This is a genomic window from Bradyrhizobium sp. S3.7.6, assembly GCF_054061875.1.
The window spans coordinates 8,589,016-8,604,349 of sequence record NZ_JBSSEQ010000001.1; the positions used below are offsets into that span (position 1 = coordinate 8,589,016).

Here is a 15,334-nt window from a genome sequence, read left to right on the forward strand (position 1 = left end):
AGAATTCCCCTGATGGTCCCGCATTTTACCGTTATCCGCGACACAACGCCGGATTCCGCGATTTTGAGGGGCGCCGTGGTCGCCATGGGCAATTTCGACGGCGTTCATCTCGGCCATCGCGCGGTGATCGCAGCCGCGCTGGAAATGGGCCGGGCGCATGGCCGCCCTGCGCTGGCATTGACCTTCGAGCCGCATCCGCGCCGGTTTTTCAGCCCGAACACCCCGCAATTCCGCCTGACGGACGAGCCGGCCAAGCTGCGGCTTTTGGCCGGCACCGGGCTCGCCGGCGCCGTGGTCATGACCTTCGACAAGGCCAGGGCCGGGACCAGCGCGCAAGACTTCATTCACCATGACCTGATCGGGCGCCTCGGCGTCAGCGGCATCGCGGTCGGCTACGACTTTCATTTCGGCAAGGGTCGCGTCGGCTCGCCGAGCCTCCTGGTGAACGAGGCGCCCCGGCTCGGCATCGAGGTCGACGTGCAGGCCCATGTCGACATCGACGAGCGGCCGGTCTCCTCCAGCGCCATCCGGATCGCGCTCGCCGAGGGCCTCATTGACGAGGCCACCACCATGCTGGGCGCGCCCTGGTTCATCACCGGCGAGGTGATCCACGGCGAGAAGCGCGGCCGCGACCTCGGCTATCCCACCGCCAACATCCGCCTCGATGCCAATTGTGGCCTCAAGCACGGCATCTATGCGGTGCGGGTCAGCCGCGGCGCCGAGCGGCTGGACGGGGTGGCAAGCTTCGGCCGCCGTCCGACCTTTGATAATGGTGCGCCGCTGCTGGAAATCTTCCTGTTCGACTTCAAGGGCGACCTCTACGGACAAGCGCTCGACTGCGCCTTCGTCGGCTTCATCCGCGAGGAGCTGAAATTCGACAGCCTGGAGGCCCTGATCCGCCAGATGGACGACGATTCCGCCCGCGCCCGCGCCGTGCTGGCCGCCGCCCCGGACGCGTTTTCCGCGGCTTGGCGTGATCGATTGAGGCCCAAATCCGGCCCGCCGTACCTTTTGCGCTTCTACCTTTTGCGCTTCCCTTGGCCCCCTGCTATGGAGAGCCCATGTTTGCGCGGTGCATCATAGGGATTAGCGGCCCGGCTTCCGCCTGAGCCTGAAGGCTCGGCGCAAGACCGGGATTTCGTCGTTTCACCCCGCGATTCCAGTCGCTATCCGTTTCCGCGCCCTTCCGAGCCAGTCAGCCCCATGTCCGAAAAGCCGCAAAAGTCCGACGCCAAAGACTATTCCAAGACCCTTTATTTGCCGCAGACGGATTTCCCGATGCGCGCCGGCCTGCCGCAGCGCGAGCCGGAACTGCTGAAGTATTGGAACGACATCGGCCTCTACGACAAGCTGCGCCGGGAAGCCCAGGGCCGCGCCAAATTCGTGCTGCATGACGGCCCGCCCTACGCCAACGGCAACATCCATATCGGGCACGCGCTGAACAAGATCCTCAAGGACGTCGTGACCAAGAGCCAGCAGATGCTCGGCTTCGACTCCAATTACGTGCCGGGCTGGGACTGCCACGGCCTGCCGATCGAATGGAAGATCGAGGAGGAGAACTACCGCAAGAAGGGCAAGCAGAAGCCCGATTTCCGCGACTCCGCCGCGATGGTGGCGTTCCGCAAGGAATGCCGCGCCTATGCGACGCACTGGATCAACGTGCAGCGCGAGGAGTTCAAGCGGCTCGGCATCATCGGCGACTGGGATCATCCCTATCAGACGATGAGCTATCCGGCCGAAGCGCAGATCGCCCGCGAGCTGATGAAGTTCGCGGCCAACGGCACGCTGTATCGCGGCTCCAAGCCGGTGATGTGGAGCGTGGTCGAGAAGACCGCGCTTGCGGAAGCCGAGGTCGAGTACGAGGACTACACCTCCGACATGGTGTGGGTGAAGTTTCCCGTCACGTCACCGGCGCATGGCGCACTCGCCAGTGCCTCGGTCGTGATCTGGACCACCACGCCCTGGACGCTGCCCGGCAACCGCGCGATCTCGTTCTCGCCGAAAATCGCCTACGGCCTTTATAAGGTGACGGATGCGCCCGCCGACAACTGGGCCAAGACTGGCGATCTCCTGATCCTGGCCGATGCGCTCGCCGCAGAAGTGTTCAAGCAGGCGCGCGTCACGTCTTACGAGAAGGTGCGCGACATTCCCGGCGACACGCTGGATGCCGTGGAATGCGCCCATCCCCTGCGCGGGTTCGGTGGCGGTTACGAGTTCATCGTGCCGCTGCTCGCCGGCGAGCATGTCACCGACGACACCGGTACCGGCTTCGTGCACACCGCGCCGAGCCACGGCCGCGAGGACTTCGACGTCTGGACGGCCAACACCCGCGAGCTCGATGCGCGCGGCATCCCGACCGCGATCCCCTACACCGTCGACGAGAACGGCGCCTACACCGCGCAGGCCCCCGGCTTCACCGGCAAGCGCGTGCTCAACGACAAGGGCGAGAAGGGCGATGCCAACGAGGCCGTGATCAAGGCGCTGATCGAAGGCGGCAAGCTGCTCGCGCGCGGCCGCCTCAAGCACCAATATCCCCATTCGTGGCGCTCGAAGAAGCCGGTGATCTTCCGCAACACGCCGCAATGGTTCATCGCGATGGACAAGGACATCAACGATGACGGCCATGCGAAGAAGGGCGACACGCTGCGCGCCCGCGCGCTGCACGCGATCTCGGTCACGCAATGGGTGCCGCCGTCGGGCGAGAACCGCATCAACGGCATGATCGCCAACCGTCCGGACTGGGTGATCTCGCGCCAGCGCGCCTGGGGCGTGCCGATCGCCGTGTTCGTGCGCGAGAAGAGCGACGGCTCGGCAGAGATCCTGCAGGACGAGATCGTCAACCAGCGCATCGCCGAAGCCTTCATGGAGGAAGGCGCCGACGCCTGGTACATGGACGGCGCCCGCGAGCGCTTCCTCGGGTCCCGCGCGAGCGAGGACTGGAAGAAGGTCGACGACATCTGCGACGTCTGGTTCGATTCGGGCTCCACGCACGCCTTCGTGCTCGAGGATCGCCAGAACTTCCCGCAGCTCGGCAACATCGTCCGCAAGATCGACGGCGGCAACGACACCGTGATGTATCTGGAAGGCAGCGACCAGCATCGCGGCTGGTTTCATTCCTCGCTGCTGGAAAGCGCGGGCACGCGGGGCCGCGCGCCCTACGACATCGTGCTCACCCACGGCTTCACGCTCGACGAGAACGGCCGCAAGATGTCGAAGTCGCTCGGCAACACCGTCGAGCCGCAGAAGGTGATCAAGGATTCGGGCGCGGACATCCTGCGCCTGTGGGTCTGCGCCACCGACTATGCCGACGACCAGCGCATCGGCCCGGAGATCCTGAAGAACACCATCGAGACCTATCGCAAGCTGCGTAACTCGATCCGCTGGATGCTCGGTACGCTGCATCACTTCAAGGCGAGCGAGAAGGTCGCCTATGCCGAGATGCCCGAGCTCGAGCGGCTGATGCTGCACGAACTGGCCGGCCATGCCGAAACCGTTCGCAAGGCCTATGCCGCCTTCGACTACAAGACCGTCGTCGCGAGCCTCGCGGCCTTCATGAACTCCGAGCTTTCGGCGTTCTACTTCGATATCCGCAAGGACACGCTCTATTGCGACCCGCCGTCCTCGCCGGCGCGCAAGGCCGCGCTCACCACGATCGACCTGTTGTGCGATGCGCTCCTGAAGTGGCTTGCGCCGATCCTGAGCTTCACGACCGATGAAGCCTGGCGCATGTTCCGGCCGAACGCGGAGCCTTCGGTCCATCTGACCCTGTTTCCCGAAGGCATCGAGACGCTCCGCGACGACAAGCTCGCCGCGAAATGGGAGACGATCCGCAACGTCCGCCGCGTCGTCACCGGCGCGCTGGAGCTTGAGCGCGCCGCCAAGAACATCGGCTCGTCGCTCGAGGCCTCACCAGTGATCTATGTCGCCGACCGCGACATGCTGGCGACGCTGTTCGACACCGATCTCGCCGAGGTCTGCATCACCTCGAACTACGAGGTGCGTGAGGGCGAAGCGCCTGCGGGCGCGTTCCGTCTCGATGCGGTGCCCGGCGTCGCGGTCGTCGTCGAGAAGGCGGTCGGCACCAAATGCGCCCGCTCCTGGAAGATCTCGCCCCTGGTCGGTGAAGACCCTGAATACCCCGACGTCAGCCCGCGCGACGCCCAGGCGCTGCGCGAATGGAAGGCGCTGGGGGTGGGGGTCTGATCCCCGGCCATGACCCCGCTTCGCGCCGGCATCCTCGCGGCCGTGGTCACGCTGGTGGCCGACCAGGCCTCAAAGCTTTGGCTCCTGAACGTGTTCGACCTCGCCCGCCGCGGCGTAGTGAAGGTGACGCCGTTCTTCGACCTGGTGCTGGCCTGGAACATCGGCATCAGCTTCGGCTGGCTCCAGAACGACGGCCAGTCGGCGCAGATCGCGCTGATGGCGGTCAAGGTCGTCGCCGTGGTCGCCCTGGCGATCTGGATGGCCCGCTCGCACACCCTGCTCGCCACGGTCGCACTCGGGCTGATCATCGGCGGCGCGATCGGCAACGGCATCGACCGCTTCGCCTACGGCGCGGTGGTCGATTTCGCCCTGTTCCACATCGAGCTCGGCGGAAATACCTATAATTGGTATGTGTTTAACCTCGCGGACGTGGCCATCGTTGTCGGGGTGGCGGCGCTATTGTATGATTCCTTCTTGGGGGTACCCGCCGCAAAAGCGCCCTGATCCCGGCCGATACGGACCGGCAGGTGGAACCCTGCTTTTTGCGAGGATTGGCCGCGTGCGAGCGGCAAAGTGCAGCAATCTGCCACAATATGGAACAGGTACAGTGATGCGCAGCTCCGAGACCAGCGGTTCGATGGTTCGAGACCCCAAGGCAGGGTTCTGGCGGGCGTTGAAATTGTCCGCTGTCGCGCTCGGCATCGGCCTCGTCATGACGGCAGGCCCGGTCCGTGCCGGTGACGACGACGATGATGATGACGGGATGACCTTCGAAGAGAAGATCATCGACAATCTGATGTCCGGCATCGGCGCCAAGAGCATGGAAAAGCCCGGCATCGAATACCGCGAGCGCTCGCCGCTCGTCGTGCCGCCCAAGCTCGACCTGCCGCCTCCGGCAACCCAGGCCAAGAATGCTCCGAACTGGCCGAAGGACCCCGAAGAGAAGCGCCGCAAGGAAGCCATCGCAGCGCGCAAGAAGGCGACCAAGGCGACGGAGAACTGGCAGGCGGCCCAACCGCTGACGCCCGCCGAGATGAAGGCCGGCGAGGTCGCCGCAGCCCCCCGTACAAGCAATGACCCGATCCAGCCGGGCACCAACGGCAACCCGTCGCTCAGCCCCACCGAGCTCGGTTACGCCGGTGGTCTCTGGAACATGATGAAGGGCGGCAACAGCTCCGAAGAGAAGAAATTCACCAGCGAGCCGCCGCGCTCGTCGCTGGTCGAGCCGCCGCCGGGCTACCAGACGCCGTCCCCGAACTACGCCTATGGCGCCGGGCCGGACAAGTCGCGCCGGACCTATTTCGACATCATGTCGGGCAAGGAAAAGGAATAATAGCGCTCCTGCCCCACCGCGACATCCTGACAGGCGCATCCTGGCACCGGCGGCTTACGCACGCCGGACGCAGTCTGCATATTGCTTATCAGTAACTTGCCAGCGCGTTGAGTTCTCTGCTTCGTGACGCGAAGCCTCAGCCGCACGGTGTAGCATGCAGTGCCTCCGAGCCGGACATCCGGGTTCGGCCTTTTCATAAGGATTATGATGTCCTCTTACCGATCGGCCGCCTGCCTCCTTGCCGCGCTGCTTTCGACGAGTGTCCTCTCAGCCAGCGCCGCCCTCGCCCAGACCACGGTGACATCGGCCCCGCCCGCCAGCTTCACGCTCGCCAACGGCATGCAGGTCGTGGTGATCCCGGACCACCGCACGCCCGTGGTCACGGAGATGATCTGGTACAAGGTCGGCTCGGCCGACGAGACGCCGGGCAAGTCCGGGCTCGCGCACTTCCTCGAACATCTGATGTTCAAGGGCACCTCGAAGCATCCGGTCGGCGAATTCTCCCAGACCGTGCTCCGCGTCGGCGGCAACGAGAACGCCTCGACCTCGGTCGACTACACCAACTACTACCAGCGCGTGCCGAAAGAGCAGCTGCCGACCATGATGGAGTTCGAGGCCGATCGCATGACCGGCCTGATCCTTAAGGACGAGAACGTGCTGCCCGAGCGCGACGTCGTGCTCGAAGAGTACAACATGCGGGTCGCCAACAATCCGGACGCGCGGCTCAACGAGCAGATCATGGCCGCGCTCTATCTCAATCATCCCTACGGCCGGCCGGTGATCGGCTGGCACCAGGAGATCGAGAAGCTCGACCGCGAGGATGCGCTCGCCTTCTACCGCCGCTTCTACGCGCCGAACAACGCGATCCTCGTGATCGCCGGCGACGTGGAAGCCGCCGACATCCGCCCGCTGGTCGAGCGGAATTTCGGCTCCATTCCGGCCCAGCCCGCGATCCCGGAGCGGCGCATCCGTCCGCAGGAGCCGGAGCCGGCGGCGCCGCGCACGGTCACGCTGGCCGACCCGCGCGTCGAGCAGCCGAGCCTGCGCCGCTACTGTCTCGTACCGTCGGCGACGACCGCCGCCGCAGGTGAAAGCGCCGCCCTCGACGTGCTGGCGCAGCTGATGGGCAGCGGCAGCAATTCCTATCTCTACCGCGCGCTCGTGGTCGACAAGCCGCTCGCGGTGTCCGCCAGCGCCAGCTATTCGAGCATCTCGCTCGACCCGACCCAGTTCGCGATCTCGGCCTCGCCGAAACCGGGCGTCAGCTTTGCCGATGTCGAGCAAGTGGTCGACGGCGTCATCGCCGACATCGCACAGAACCCGATCCGCGCCGAGGACCTCGAGCGGGTCAAGACCCAGCTCATTGCGGAAGCGATCTACGCCCAGGACAACCAGGCGGTGCTGGCGCGCTGGTATGGCGGCGCGCTGACCACGGGCCTCTCGATCGAGGACATCAGGAGCTGGCCCGACCGCATTCGCGCGGTCACCGCCGAGCAGGTTCGCACTGTCGCGCAGAAATGGCTCGAGAAGAAGCGATCGGTGACGGGCTATCTGATCAAGGACACCAGTGCCGCCAAGCGCGAGGAGAAGCGTTCGTGACCTATCCCTTCCTTCGACGCGTTGCATTCTCGCTTGCCACCGGCGCGGCACTCGCGCTGGCTACGGTGTCGCCGTCACAGGCGGCTGCAAAAATCCAGCACCTGACTTCGCCGGGCGGCATCGAAGCCTGGTTCGTACAGGATGCGACGGTGCCGCTGATCGCCATGGAATATTCCTTTGCCGGCGGCTCGGCGCAGGATCCCAAGGACAAGTCCGGCGTCGCCAATCTGGTCGGCGACCTTCTCGACGAAGGCTCCGGCGATCTCGACTCCAAGACCTTCCATGAGCGGCTCGACCGCCGCGCCATCGAGCTCTCCTTCAGCGCCACCCGCGATACGTTCCGCGGCAGCCTGCGGATGCTGCGCGACAACAAGGACGAGGCCTTCGACCTGCTCAGGAGCGCGCTGACCTCGCCGCATTTCGACACCGCCGACGTCGAGCGCATCCGCTCACAGGTGATCTCGGGCCTGCGCCGCGAGACCACCAATCCGTCGTCGCTGGCGAGCCGCAAATTCCTGGAGGTCGCGTTCGGCGACCATCCCTATGGCCGGCAGACCAATGGCACGCTGGACAGCGTGCCGACCATCACGGTCGCCGACATGAAGGATTATGTCGGCCGCGTGATTGCGAAGGACGGGCTGAAGATCGCGGTGGTCGGCGACGTCGATCCGGCCACCCTCGGCAAGCTGCTCGACCACACTTTTGGTAGCCTGCCCGCAAAAGCCAATCTCACGCCGGTCGCCGACGTCGAGGCGGCAAAACCGCCGCAGCGCGCCTTCGTGCCGCTCGACGTGCCGCAGACCGTCATCACCTTCGGCGGCCCCGGCGTGAAGCGCAGCGATCCGAACTTCATGGCCGCCTATGTCGTCAACCACATCCTGGGCGGCGGCGGATTGTCCTCCCGGCTCTATCGCGAGGTACGCGAGAAGCGCGGGCTGGCTTATTCCGTGTTCGAATCGCTGCTCTGGATGGAGCATTCGGCGGTCTTCATCGGCAACACCGGCACCCGCGCCGACCGGGCCGGCGACACCATCGACGCCATCGACAAGGAAGTGCGCCGCATCGCCGAGGAGGGCCCGACGCAGAAGGAGCTCGACGAAGCCAAGTCCTACCTCAAGGGCTCGCAGATGCTGGCGCTGGATACCTCCTCGAAGCTCGCGCAGGCGCTGCTGCAATACCAGCAGGACAAGCTGCCGATCGACTATATCGAGAAGCGCAACGCCATCGTCGAGGCGGTGACACTGGACGACGCCAAGGCCGCCGCCAAGCGCCTCTGGGGCCAGGGCCTCCTGACCGTCGTCGTCGGCCGCGCCCCACAGGCGGCCGCGGCACCGGCGACGAAGTCGAACTGACGTCCCCTGACGTTTCCTGAAATGGCCGGGCTCGCCCGGCCATTTGCGTTTCCAGGATGCGCCATTGCCGAACGTGGACGTCCGCGATATGTCCGGACATCACGAATGGTGCCAGCATGCTGCGGATATCCCGCGATCTCGTCATCGACGAGGACGATATCGAGATCGGCTTCGTCCGCGCCTCCGGCCCGGGCGGGCAGAACGTCAACAAGGTCTCGACCTCGGCCCAGCTGCGCTTCGACACGCGCAAGCTGACCTTGCCGGAGGATGCGGTGATCCGGCTCGCCCGCATCGCCGGCCAGCGCATGACCAAGGACGGCGTGATCGTGATCCACGCCCAGCGCTTCCGCACCCAGGAGCGTAACCGTCAGGACGCCATCGACCGGCTCACCGAGATCCTGACCGAAGCGATGATACGGCCAAAGCCGCGCCGCGCGACACGGCCGACCTTTGGCTCCAAGCAGCGCCGGCTCGACGGCAAGAAGCGCCGCAGCGACATCAAGGCAGGGCGCGGCGGCGGCCGCTTCGACGACTAGCAAAGCAGACCCAGTCAAAAAAACTCCGGCCGCGGGGCGACCGGAGTCTGCTTGCTTCACCCGGCGGGACTAGTAACGCTTGGCCGGGGCTGCACCGCCCGTCGCGGAATCGTCGGCGGTTCCCTTATGCGCAGCGCTACCGGTGGTGCCGACCGTGCCCCTGGTGCCTTTGGTCGACTTCATGCCCGTCTTCTCGCCCGCCGCGCCCGGCTGAGCATTCATCTCCTCATCCCCGCTGCCCATTGTGCTGCCCTGCATCGATTTGCCTTGCACGGCGCCGCCCGTCTTGGCGGGTGGCGCGCCTTGCGCGAGAACCGGCGTCGCAATGAGAGCCGACAGAGCGCATGCGATCATCGAGGTCTTCACCAACTTCATCCATTTCTCCTGGATTTTTCCGCGACGAATGGCTCGGCTGCATCCTGCGCCGCTCACCTGCACCGGGTCATTGCATCGCGTAGAGAGTTCAAGCGGCGCGGTCGTCATGCAATGCGCATGGTGTGGTGATCGTTTAGGGATTTGACGGCGGTTTCGCGGAATTGTGCTCCGCATATAAGGCATTGCGGAACACACGCGGCCACCAGTGTCTCCGCGCGCATCGAAACAGCCCGCTACTACCACCGCATCTTTGACGCCGCCTAGAGTTTGCGCACGTTGATGTGGATGGGCGGATTCTTGGCGATGCGCGCAATCGTGCTGGGATTGTGCACCGCGATGGTGCTGGTGACGCGGGTTGCCGATGCGCAAATGCCCTTGCCGGCCGCCAAGCCGCCGGATGGCGCGACGCTGTTCAAACAGCAATGCGCGGTGTGCCACACGACAAGCCTGTCAGAGCCGGCGCGGCAAGGCCCACCGCTGGTGAAGGTCGTCGGCCGTCCCGCCGGCAAGACCGAAGGTTTTAAATACTCGGAGGCGCTGTCGAAAGTGGACTTCGCCTGGGACGAGACCAGGCTCGACGCCTGGCTGAGCAATCCGCAAGCCGTCATTCCCGGCGTGACCATGGTCTACCGGCAGGCGAAGCCGGAGACGCGCGCCGCCATCATCACCTACCTGAAGGAGCTGAACTGAATGGCAAAGCCCGTTCATTCCATGATCCGCGTGCTCGACGAGGCCCGCTCGCTCGACTTCTACAAGCGCGCCTTCGGCTTGGAGGTCGCCGACCATCTGAAATTTTCGGACTTTGCCCTGATCTATCTGCGTCATCCCTCCTCACCTTTCGAGGTCGAGCTGACGGTGAATTTCGATCGCAAGGAGCCGTACCAGCTCGGCGACGGCTACGGACATATTGCCGTGGTGGTCGAGGATCTCGATACCGAACATGCCCGCTTCGAGCGCGAGAAGCTCGCACCGGGACCGCTGCACGACTTCAAGCACGACGGCAAGACGCTGGCGCGCTTCTTCTTCGTCAGCGATCCCGATGGCTACAAGATCGAGGTGATCCAGCGAGGGGGTCGTTTCGGCTGATCAAAATCACAAAAATCCAAATCACAAAATCTACGGAGGAATGCCATGAGAGAAGTCGATCGTCGAAGCAAGCACAGCCGCCGCGTCTTTCTCAAGGGCGCGGCGACCGCCGTTCCGGTCGTCGCTGTCGCGACCAGCGTCGCCGTCAGCATCGAGGATGCCTGGGCGGATGATGCCAGCACGCTCTCGCCCGCAACGATGAAGACGCTGCTGAAGGTCGCGCGCGACATCTATCCGCACGACGTCCTCGGCGACAGCTACTACATCACCGCGATCAAGCCGTGGGACGGCAAGGCGGCCAAGGACCCCGCCGTCAAGTCTCTGATCAGCGACGGCATCACGCGGCTCGATCAGAACGCGCGGGATCGGCACAAGGTGGCTTACGCCGAAGTGCCATGGGAAGCCGACCGCGTGGTGCTGCTGACGGAGATCGAGCAGAGCGACTTCTTCCAGAAGGTGCGCGGCGACCTCGTGGTGTCGCTCTACAACCAGAAAGAGGTCTGGCCGCGGTTCGGCTACGAAGGCTCCTCCGCAGAGCACGGCGGCTACATCAACCGCGGCTTTGCCGACATCGACTGGCTGCCGAAGGCTTAAGGCTCACCCAACGGTTCAGGAGAACGCATATGGCAAAATTCGATCTGAACGACTCCAGCGTTGTGGTGATCGTCGGCTCCGGTGCCGGCGGCGGCACGCTGGGCAACGAGCTCGCGCAGAAGGGCGTCAAGGTGGTGATCCTCGAAGCAGGTCCCCGCATCGAGAACCAGGACTTCGTCAACGACGAGTGGGAGAGCTTTTCCCAGCTCGCCTGGACCGATGCCCGCACCACGTCGGGGACATGGCGCGTCGCCAAGGACTTCTCTGGCCTGCCCGCCTGGATCGTCAAGGCGGTCGGCGGCTCGACCACACACTGGGCCGGCGCATCGCTGCGCTTCGACGAGCACGAGTTCAAGGTGAAGAGCACCTACGGCAACATTCCCGGCGCCAATCTTTTGGACTGGCCGGTGACGCTCGCGGAAATCGAGCCGTGGTACGCCAAGGCTGAGAACAAGATGGGCGTGACCCGCACCAACGGCATTCCCGGACTGCCCGGCAATAATAATTTCAAGGTGCTGGAGGCCGGTGCGAAGAAGCTTGGCTACAAAACCGTGCACACCGGCAACATGGCCATCAACAGCCAGCCGCGTGACGGCCGCGGCGCCTGCCAGCAGATCGGCTTCTGCTTCCAGGGCTGCAAATCCGGCGCGAAATGGTCGACGCTCTACACCGAAATCCCCAAGGGCGAGGCGACCGGCAATCTCGAAGTACGGCCGAGCAGCATGGCGGTCAAGATCGAGCACGACGCCTCCGGCAAGGTGACCGGCGTTGTCTATGCCGACGAGAGTGGCGCGATGCAGCGCCAGAAGGCGCGCGTCGTCGCGGTGGCCGGCAACTCGATTGAAAGCCCGCGGTTGCTGTTGAACAGTGCCTCGACCATGTTCCCCGATGGCCTCGGCAATTCATCGGGCCAGGTCGGCCGCAACTACATGCGGCACATGACCGGCAGCGTCTACGCCGTGTTCGAGAAGTCGGTGCACATGTATCGCGGCACCACCATGGCCGGCATTATCCGTGATGAATCCGCCAACAATCCGAAGCGCGGCTTCGTCGGCGGCTACGAGATGGAGACGCTGTCGATTGGCCTGCCGTTCATGGCGGCCTTCCTCAATCCCGGCGCCTGGGGCCGTCCGTTCACCGCGGCGCTCGACGGCTATCCCAGGATGGCCGGCATGTGGCTGGTCGGCGAGGACATGCCGCAGGAGACCAACCGCATCACGCTCGACCCCGTCGTCAAAGACAAGTTCGGCCAAGCGGTCGCGAGCGTCCATTTCGACGACCATCCCAACGACCTCGCGATGCGCGCACATGCCTACAAGCAGGGTGCGGCCGTCTACGACGCCGTCGGCGCCACCGTGACCTATCCAACGCCACCCTATCCGAGCACGCACAATCTCGGCACCAACAGGATGAGCGAGAAACCGCGGGATGGCGTGGTCAACAAGTTCGGACAGAGCCACGACGTCAAGAATCTGTTCGTCTCGGATGGCAGTCAGTTCACCAGCGGGGCGGCGTGCAATCCGACGCTGACCATCGTCGCGCTCGCGATCCGGCAGGCTGATTACATCGCCGGCGCGATGCAGAAAAAGGAGATCTGACGTCGGGCGTTATCCCGTCTGATTGGAAGAACGTGGCAGGCATTTCGCTTGCGGCCATCCTTCGAGACGCCCGCCTACGGCGGGCCCTCAGGATGAGGTCGTGTTGCGCGGCGAGATATCAGACCCTCATGGTGAGGAGCCCGCCGAGGCGGGCGTCTCGAACCATGCAGGCCAAGAACGTTCGGCATGATGGCATTGAGAATGCGGATGCGGGCCGCCACAGCAACGGCTACTCGGCCGCATCGAGGATGGGCGCGACGGTTGCCTTGAACTCCTGCACCTGCGTCACGCTCCGGGAGCGGTAGATCAGGCAGGAGCAGCGCAGCAGCGAGGCGAAATTATTGACCTCGCCGTGATGGTCGAGCACCTCATTGTAGAGCGTGGTCAGGAACTTGCCGACGCTCATGCTCTCCTTGGCCGCGATCTCCTCCAGCGTGTCCCAGAACGCCATTTCCAGCCGGATCGAGGTGCAGTGCCCGCCGATCCGCAACGAGCGGGTCTGGGATTCGTAGTTGCGTTGGGGCTGGTGCGCGAAGAAATTGCACATGGCGTCCTCCCGTCCTGTTGCCATTTTTTCACGATGCTACACCGCTGCCCGTGCCCCCACAATCAGGACGGCAGGCAGGGCGACCGCTCCGTCCCGGTTGCGCAATTTTCTCGAACGTCCAATCCCTTCAATGTGATAGGCATCCCTCTTCCCCAGCCCGCCACACGGCTGTTGCCCAACACATGCTTTTGACGCAACACGGCCTAGAATAGCGCCGTCAGCGAATCCAGATCGAAAGCCCCATGCCCGTCCGCCAGCTGCCAGAGCAAGTCGTCAACCGCATCGCCGCCGGCGAGGTGGTCGAACGTCCGGCAAGCGTGGTCAAGGAACTGGTCGAGAACGCCATCGATGCCGGTGCGAGCCGGATCGACGTCTTCACCGATGGCGGCGGGCGGCGGCGGATCGGGATCACCGACGACGGCAGCGGCATGACCGCGAAGGACCTCGCGCTCGCGGTCGAACGCCATGCCACCTCCAAGCTCGACGACGAGGACCTGCTCCAGATCCGCACGCTCGGGTTCCGCGGCGAGGCGCTGCCCTCGATCGGCTCCGTGGCGCGTCTTTCCATCACCACGCGGCACGCGAGCGAGCCGCATGCCTGGGCGCTGTCAGTCGAGGGCGGCGACAAGTCCGAGATCATGCCGGCCGCGCTGGCGCATGGCACGCGCGTCGAGGTCAACGACCTCTTCTATGCAACGCCCGCGCGGCTGAAATTCCTGAAGACCGATCGCACCGAGGCGGAGGCGATCCGCGAGGTGGTCAGGCGCCTCGCCATGGCGCGGCCCGACGTCGCCTTCACGCTCGCGGGCGAGGAGCGCGCGCCGGTGACCTGGACCGCCGCGCTGCCCGGCGCCGCCGGACGGCTGACGCGGCTCGGCGATATCCTCGGCGCAGAATTCCGCAGCCACGCCATCGAGGTCCACGCCGAGCGCGAGGGCGTCGTCATCGCCGGCTATGCCGCGGCGCCGGCGCTCACCAAGGCCAACGCGCTCGGGCAATATCTCTTCGTCAACGGCCGCCCGGTGCGCGACAAGCTGATCCTCGGCGCCGTGCGCGGGGCCTATGCCGACTATCTGCCGCGCGACCGCCATCCGGTGCTGGCGTTGTTCGTCACGCTCGATCCGCGCGAGGTCGATGCCAACGTGCATCCGGCCAAGACCGAGGTGCGCTTCCGCAATGCCGGCCTCGTGCGCGCGCTGATCGTGCACGGATTGAAGGACGCGCTCGCGCGCGAGGGCCGGCGCACGGCCGCCAACAGTGGCGAGAGCGCATTGTCCTCGTTCCGGCCCGCTTTCACGCCACGGCCTGCGAGCTGGGACTGGCGGGCTTCGCCATCCGCCCCGGTCGCGCCGATGCCGTCCTTCGAAGGTGCGGCCGCACCCGCCTTCGCCGAGCGCGCGCAGGCCGCGTTCGACGTCGGCGCACCTAGTGCGGACGTGCGGTTCGAGACGCAACCGACGGCTGACCTGGTCGACCGTCCGCTCGGCGCGGCGCGCACGCAGATCCACGAGACCTACATCGTCTCGCAGACCCGCGACGGCCTGATCATCGTCGATCAGCATGCCGCGCATGAGCGCATCGTCTACGAGCGGCTGAAGGCCTCGCTCGCCGCCAATGGCGTGCAGCGGCAGATCCTCCTGATTCCCGAGATCGTCGAGATGGACGAGGCGACAGTCGAGCGCCTGCTGGAGCGCAGCGAGGAGCTTGCGTCGTTTGGGCTGGCGATCGAATCCTTCGGCCCCGGCGCGGTCGCGGTGCGCGAGACGCCGTCGCTGCTCGGCAAGACCAATGCGGGCGGGCTGCTCCGCGATCTCTCCGAGCATATGGCCGAATGGGACGAGGCGCTGCCGCTGGAGCGCCGCCTGATGCACGTCGCCGCGACCATGGCCTGCCACGGATCGGTGCGCGCCGGCCGCCGGCTGCGGCCGGAGGAAATGAACGCCCTGCTCCGCGAGATGGAGGACACCCCGAACTCCGGCCAGTGCAATCACGGCCGGCCGACCTATGTCGAGCTGAAGCTGAGCGATGTGGAGAAGCTGTTCGGGCGGCGATGATTTCGTAGGGTGGGCAAAGCGAAGCGTGCCCACCACCTATCGCGATCGCAGAAAGTT

At 65.2% G+C, this 15,334-nt stretch carries 13 protein-coding genes and 1 pseudogene; 12 read left to right on the forward strand and 2 right to left on the reverse strand.

What is annotated here, in order from left to right:
* Nucleotides 1-12: 12 nt before the first annotated feature.
* From ACVJ5M_RS41465 to arfB, 7 genes and pseudogenes are all read left to right on the forward strand, one after another.
* Nucleotides 13-985: pseudogene (locus ACVJ5M_RS41465) on the forward strand (bifunctional riboflavin kinase/FAD synthetase).
* 218 nt (nucleotides 986-1,203) lie between these two features.
* Nucleotides 1,204-4,203 carry an isoleucine--tRNA ligase gene (gene ileS / locus ACVJ5M_RS41470; protein ID WP_063985588.1) on the forward strand — a complete coding sequence of 1,000 codons (3,000 nt, stop codon included), beginning with the start codon at nucleotides 1,204-1,206 and terminating at the stop codon, nucleotides 4,201-4,203.
* A 9-nt stretch (nucleotides 4,204-4,212) separates the two neighbouring features.
* Nucleotides 4,213-4,707 (forward strand): signal peptidase II, encoded by a 495-nt coding sequence (gene lspA, locus ACVJ5M_RS41475; RefSeq protein WP_063985589.1) that lies wholly within the window; start codon nucleotides 4,213-4,215, stop codon nucleotides 4,705-4,707.
* A gap of 106 nt (nucleotides 4,708-4,813) precedes the next feature.
* Entirely contained in the window at nucleotides 4,814-5,536 is a 723-nt protein-coding gene (locus ACVJ5M_RS41480) for a hypothetical protein (RefSeq protein ID WP_063985590.1), read from the forward strand.
* A 204-nt stretch (nucleotides 5,537-5,740) separates the two neighbouring features.
* On the forward strand, nucleotides 5,741-7,135 hold the full coding sequence (locus tag ACVJ5M_RS41485) for a M16 family metallopeptidase (protein ID WP_456679620.1): 1,395 nt from the start codon (nucleotides 5,741-5,743) through the stop codon (nucleotides 7,133-7,135).
* A complete protein-coding gene (locus tag ACVJ5M_RS41490) occupies nucleotides 7,132-8,487 on the forward strand; it encodes a M16 family metallopeptidase (RefSeq protein WP_354099994.1) in 1,356 nt (451 codons plus the stop codon). The genes ACVJ5M_RS41485 and ACVJ5M_RS41490 overlap by 4 nt, the downstream gene beginning before the upstream one ends.
* A gap of 116 nt (nucleotides 8,488-8,603) precedes the next feature.
* Complete coding sequence (gene arfB / locus ACVJ5M_RS41495) at nucleotides 8,604-9,023, forward strand: alternative ribosome rescue aminoacyl-tRNA hydrolase ArfB (RefSeq protein WP_063985592.1); 420 nt, start codon at nucleotides 8,604-8,606, stop codon at nucleotides 9,021-9,023.
* A gap of 69 nt (nucleotides 9,024-9,092) precedes the next feature.
* Here arfB and ACVJ5M_RS41500 read toward each other — a convergent pair whose 3' ends face one another.
* A complete protein-coding gene (locus ACVJ5M_RS41500; protein ID WP_245328492.1) occupies nucleotides 9,093-9,506 on the reverse strand; it encodes a hypothetical protein in 414 nt (137 codons plus the stop codon).
* 195 nt (nucleotides 9,507-9,701) lie between these two features.
* Here ACVJ5M_RS41500 and ACVJ5M_RS41505 point away from each other — a divergent pair, with 195 nt between their 5' ends.
* The 4 genes from ACVJ5M_RS41505 to ACVJ5M_RS41520 are packed head-to-tail and all read left to right on the forward strand — an operon-like array spanning nucleotide 9,702 to nucleotide 12,676.
* Nucleotides 9,702-10,088: a c-type cytochrome gene (locus tag ACVJ5M_RS41505; RefSeq protein WP_084795402.1), complete on the forward strand. Its 387-nt coding sequence runs from the start codon at nucleotides 9,702-9,704 to the stop codon at nucleotides 10,086-10,088.
* Nucleotides 10,089-10,484 carry a VOC family protein gene (locus tag ACVJ5M_RS41510; protein WP_063985595.1) on the forward strand — a complete coding sequence of 132 codons (396 nt, stop codon included), beginning with the start codon at nucleotides 10,089-10,091 and terminating at the stop codon, nucleotides 10,482-10,484. It begins immediately after the preceding gene.
* A 45-nt stretch (nucleotides 10,485-10,529) separates the two neighbouring features.
* Nucleotides 10,530-11,078, forward strand: a complete 549-nt coding sequence (locus ACVJ5M_RS41515; RefSeq protein WP_063985596.1) for a hypothetical protein — start codon at nucleotides 10,530-10,532, stop codon at nucleotides 11,076-11,078.
* A 29-nt stretch (nucleotides 11,079-11,107) separates the two neighbouring features.
* Nucleotides 11,108-12,676, forward strand: coding sequence for a GMC family oxidoreductase (locus ACVJ5M_RS41520; RefSeq protein WP_063985597.1), 1,569 nt, complete (start codon nucleotides 11,108-11,110; stop codon nucleotides 12,674-12,676).
* 229 nt (nucleotides 12,677-12,905) lie between these two features.
* Here the strand turns inward: ACVJ5M_RS41520 and ACVJ5M_RS41525 are convergent, their stop codons facing one another.
* Nucleotides 12,906-13,223, reverse strand: coding sequence for a ribbon-helix-helix domain-containing protein (locus tag ACVJ5M_RS41525; RefSeq protein WP_063985598.1), 318 nt, complete (start codon nucleotides 13,221-13,223; stop codon nucleotides 12,906-12,908).
* 242 nt (nucleotides 13,224-13,465) lie between these two features.
* On the opposite strand from ACVJ5M_RS41525, the gene mutL reads away from it, so the two are divergent.
* Entirely contained in the window at nucleotides 13,466-15,277 is a 1,812-nt protein-coding gene (gene mutL, locus ACVJ5M_RS41530) for a DNA mismatch repair endonuclease MutL (RefSeq protein ID WP_063985599.1), read from the forward strand.
* Nucleotides 15,278-15,334 lie beyond the last annotated feature (57 nt).

Bases quoted from the DNA above. Each gene is read 5' to 3' on its own strand.
- ileS (WP_063985588.1), top strand. From the start codon at position 1,204: ATGTCCGAAAAGCCGCAAAAGTCCGACGCCAAAGACTATTCCAAGACC.
- lspA (WP_063985589.1), top strand. From the start codon at position 4,213: ATGACCCCGCTTCGCGCCGGCATCCTCGCGGCCGTGGTCACGCTGGTG.
- ACVJ5M_RS41480 (WP_063985590.1), top strand. From the start codon at position 4,814: ATGCGCAGCTCCGAGACCAGCGGTTCGATGGTTCGAGACCCCAAGGCA.
- ACVJ5M_RS41485 (WP_456679620.1), top strand. From the start codon at position 5,741: ATGATGTCCTCTTACCGATCGGCCGCCTGCCTCCTTGCCGCGCTGCTT.
- arfB (WP_063985592.1), top strand. From the start codon at position 8,604: ATGCTGCGGATATCCCGCGATCTCGTCATCGACGAGGACGATATCGAG.
- ACVJ5M_RS41500 (WP_245328492.1), bottom strand. From the start codon at position 9,506: ATGACGACCGCGCCGCTTGAACTCTCTACGCGATGCAATGACCCGGTG.
- ACVJ5M_RS41505 (WP_084795402.1), top strand. From the start codon at position 9,702: ATGCGCGCAATCGTGCTGGGATTGTGCACCGCGATGGTGCTGGTGACG.
- ACVJ5M_RS41510 (WP_063985595.1), top strand. From the start codon at position 10,089: ATGGCAAAGCCCGTTCATTCCATGATCCGCGTGCTCGACGAGGCCCGC.
- ACVJ5M_RS41515 (WP_063985596.1), top strand. From the start codon at position 10,530: ATGAGAGAAGTCGATCGTCGAAGCAAGCACAGCCGCCGCGTCTTTCTC.
- ACVJ5M_RS41520 (WP_063985597.1), top strand. From the start codon at position 11,108: ATGGCAAAATTCGATCTGAACGACTCCAGCGTTGTGGTGATCGTCGGC.
- ACVJ5M_RS41525 (WP_063985598.1), bottom strand. From the start codon at position 13,223: ATGTGCAATTTCTTCGCGCACCAGCCCCAACGCAACTACGAATCCCAG.
- mutL (WP_063985599.1), top strand. From the start codon at position 13,466: ATGCCCGTCCGCCAGCTGCCAGAGCAAGTCGTCAACCGCATCGCCGCC.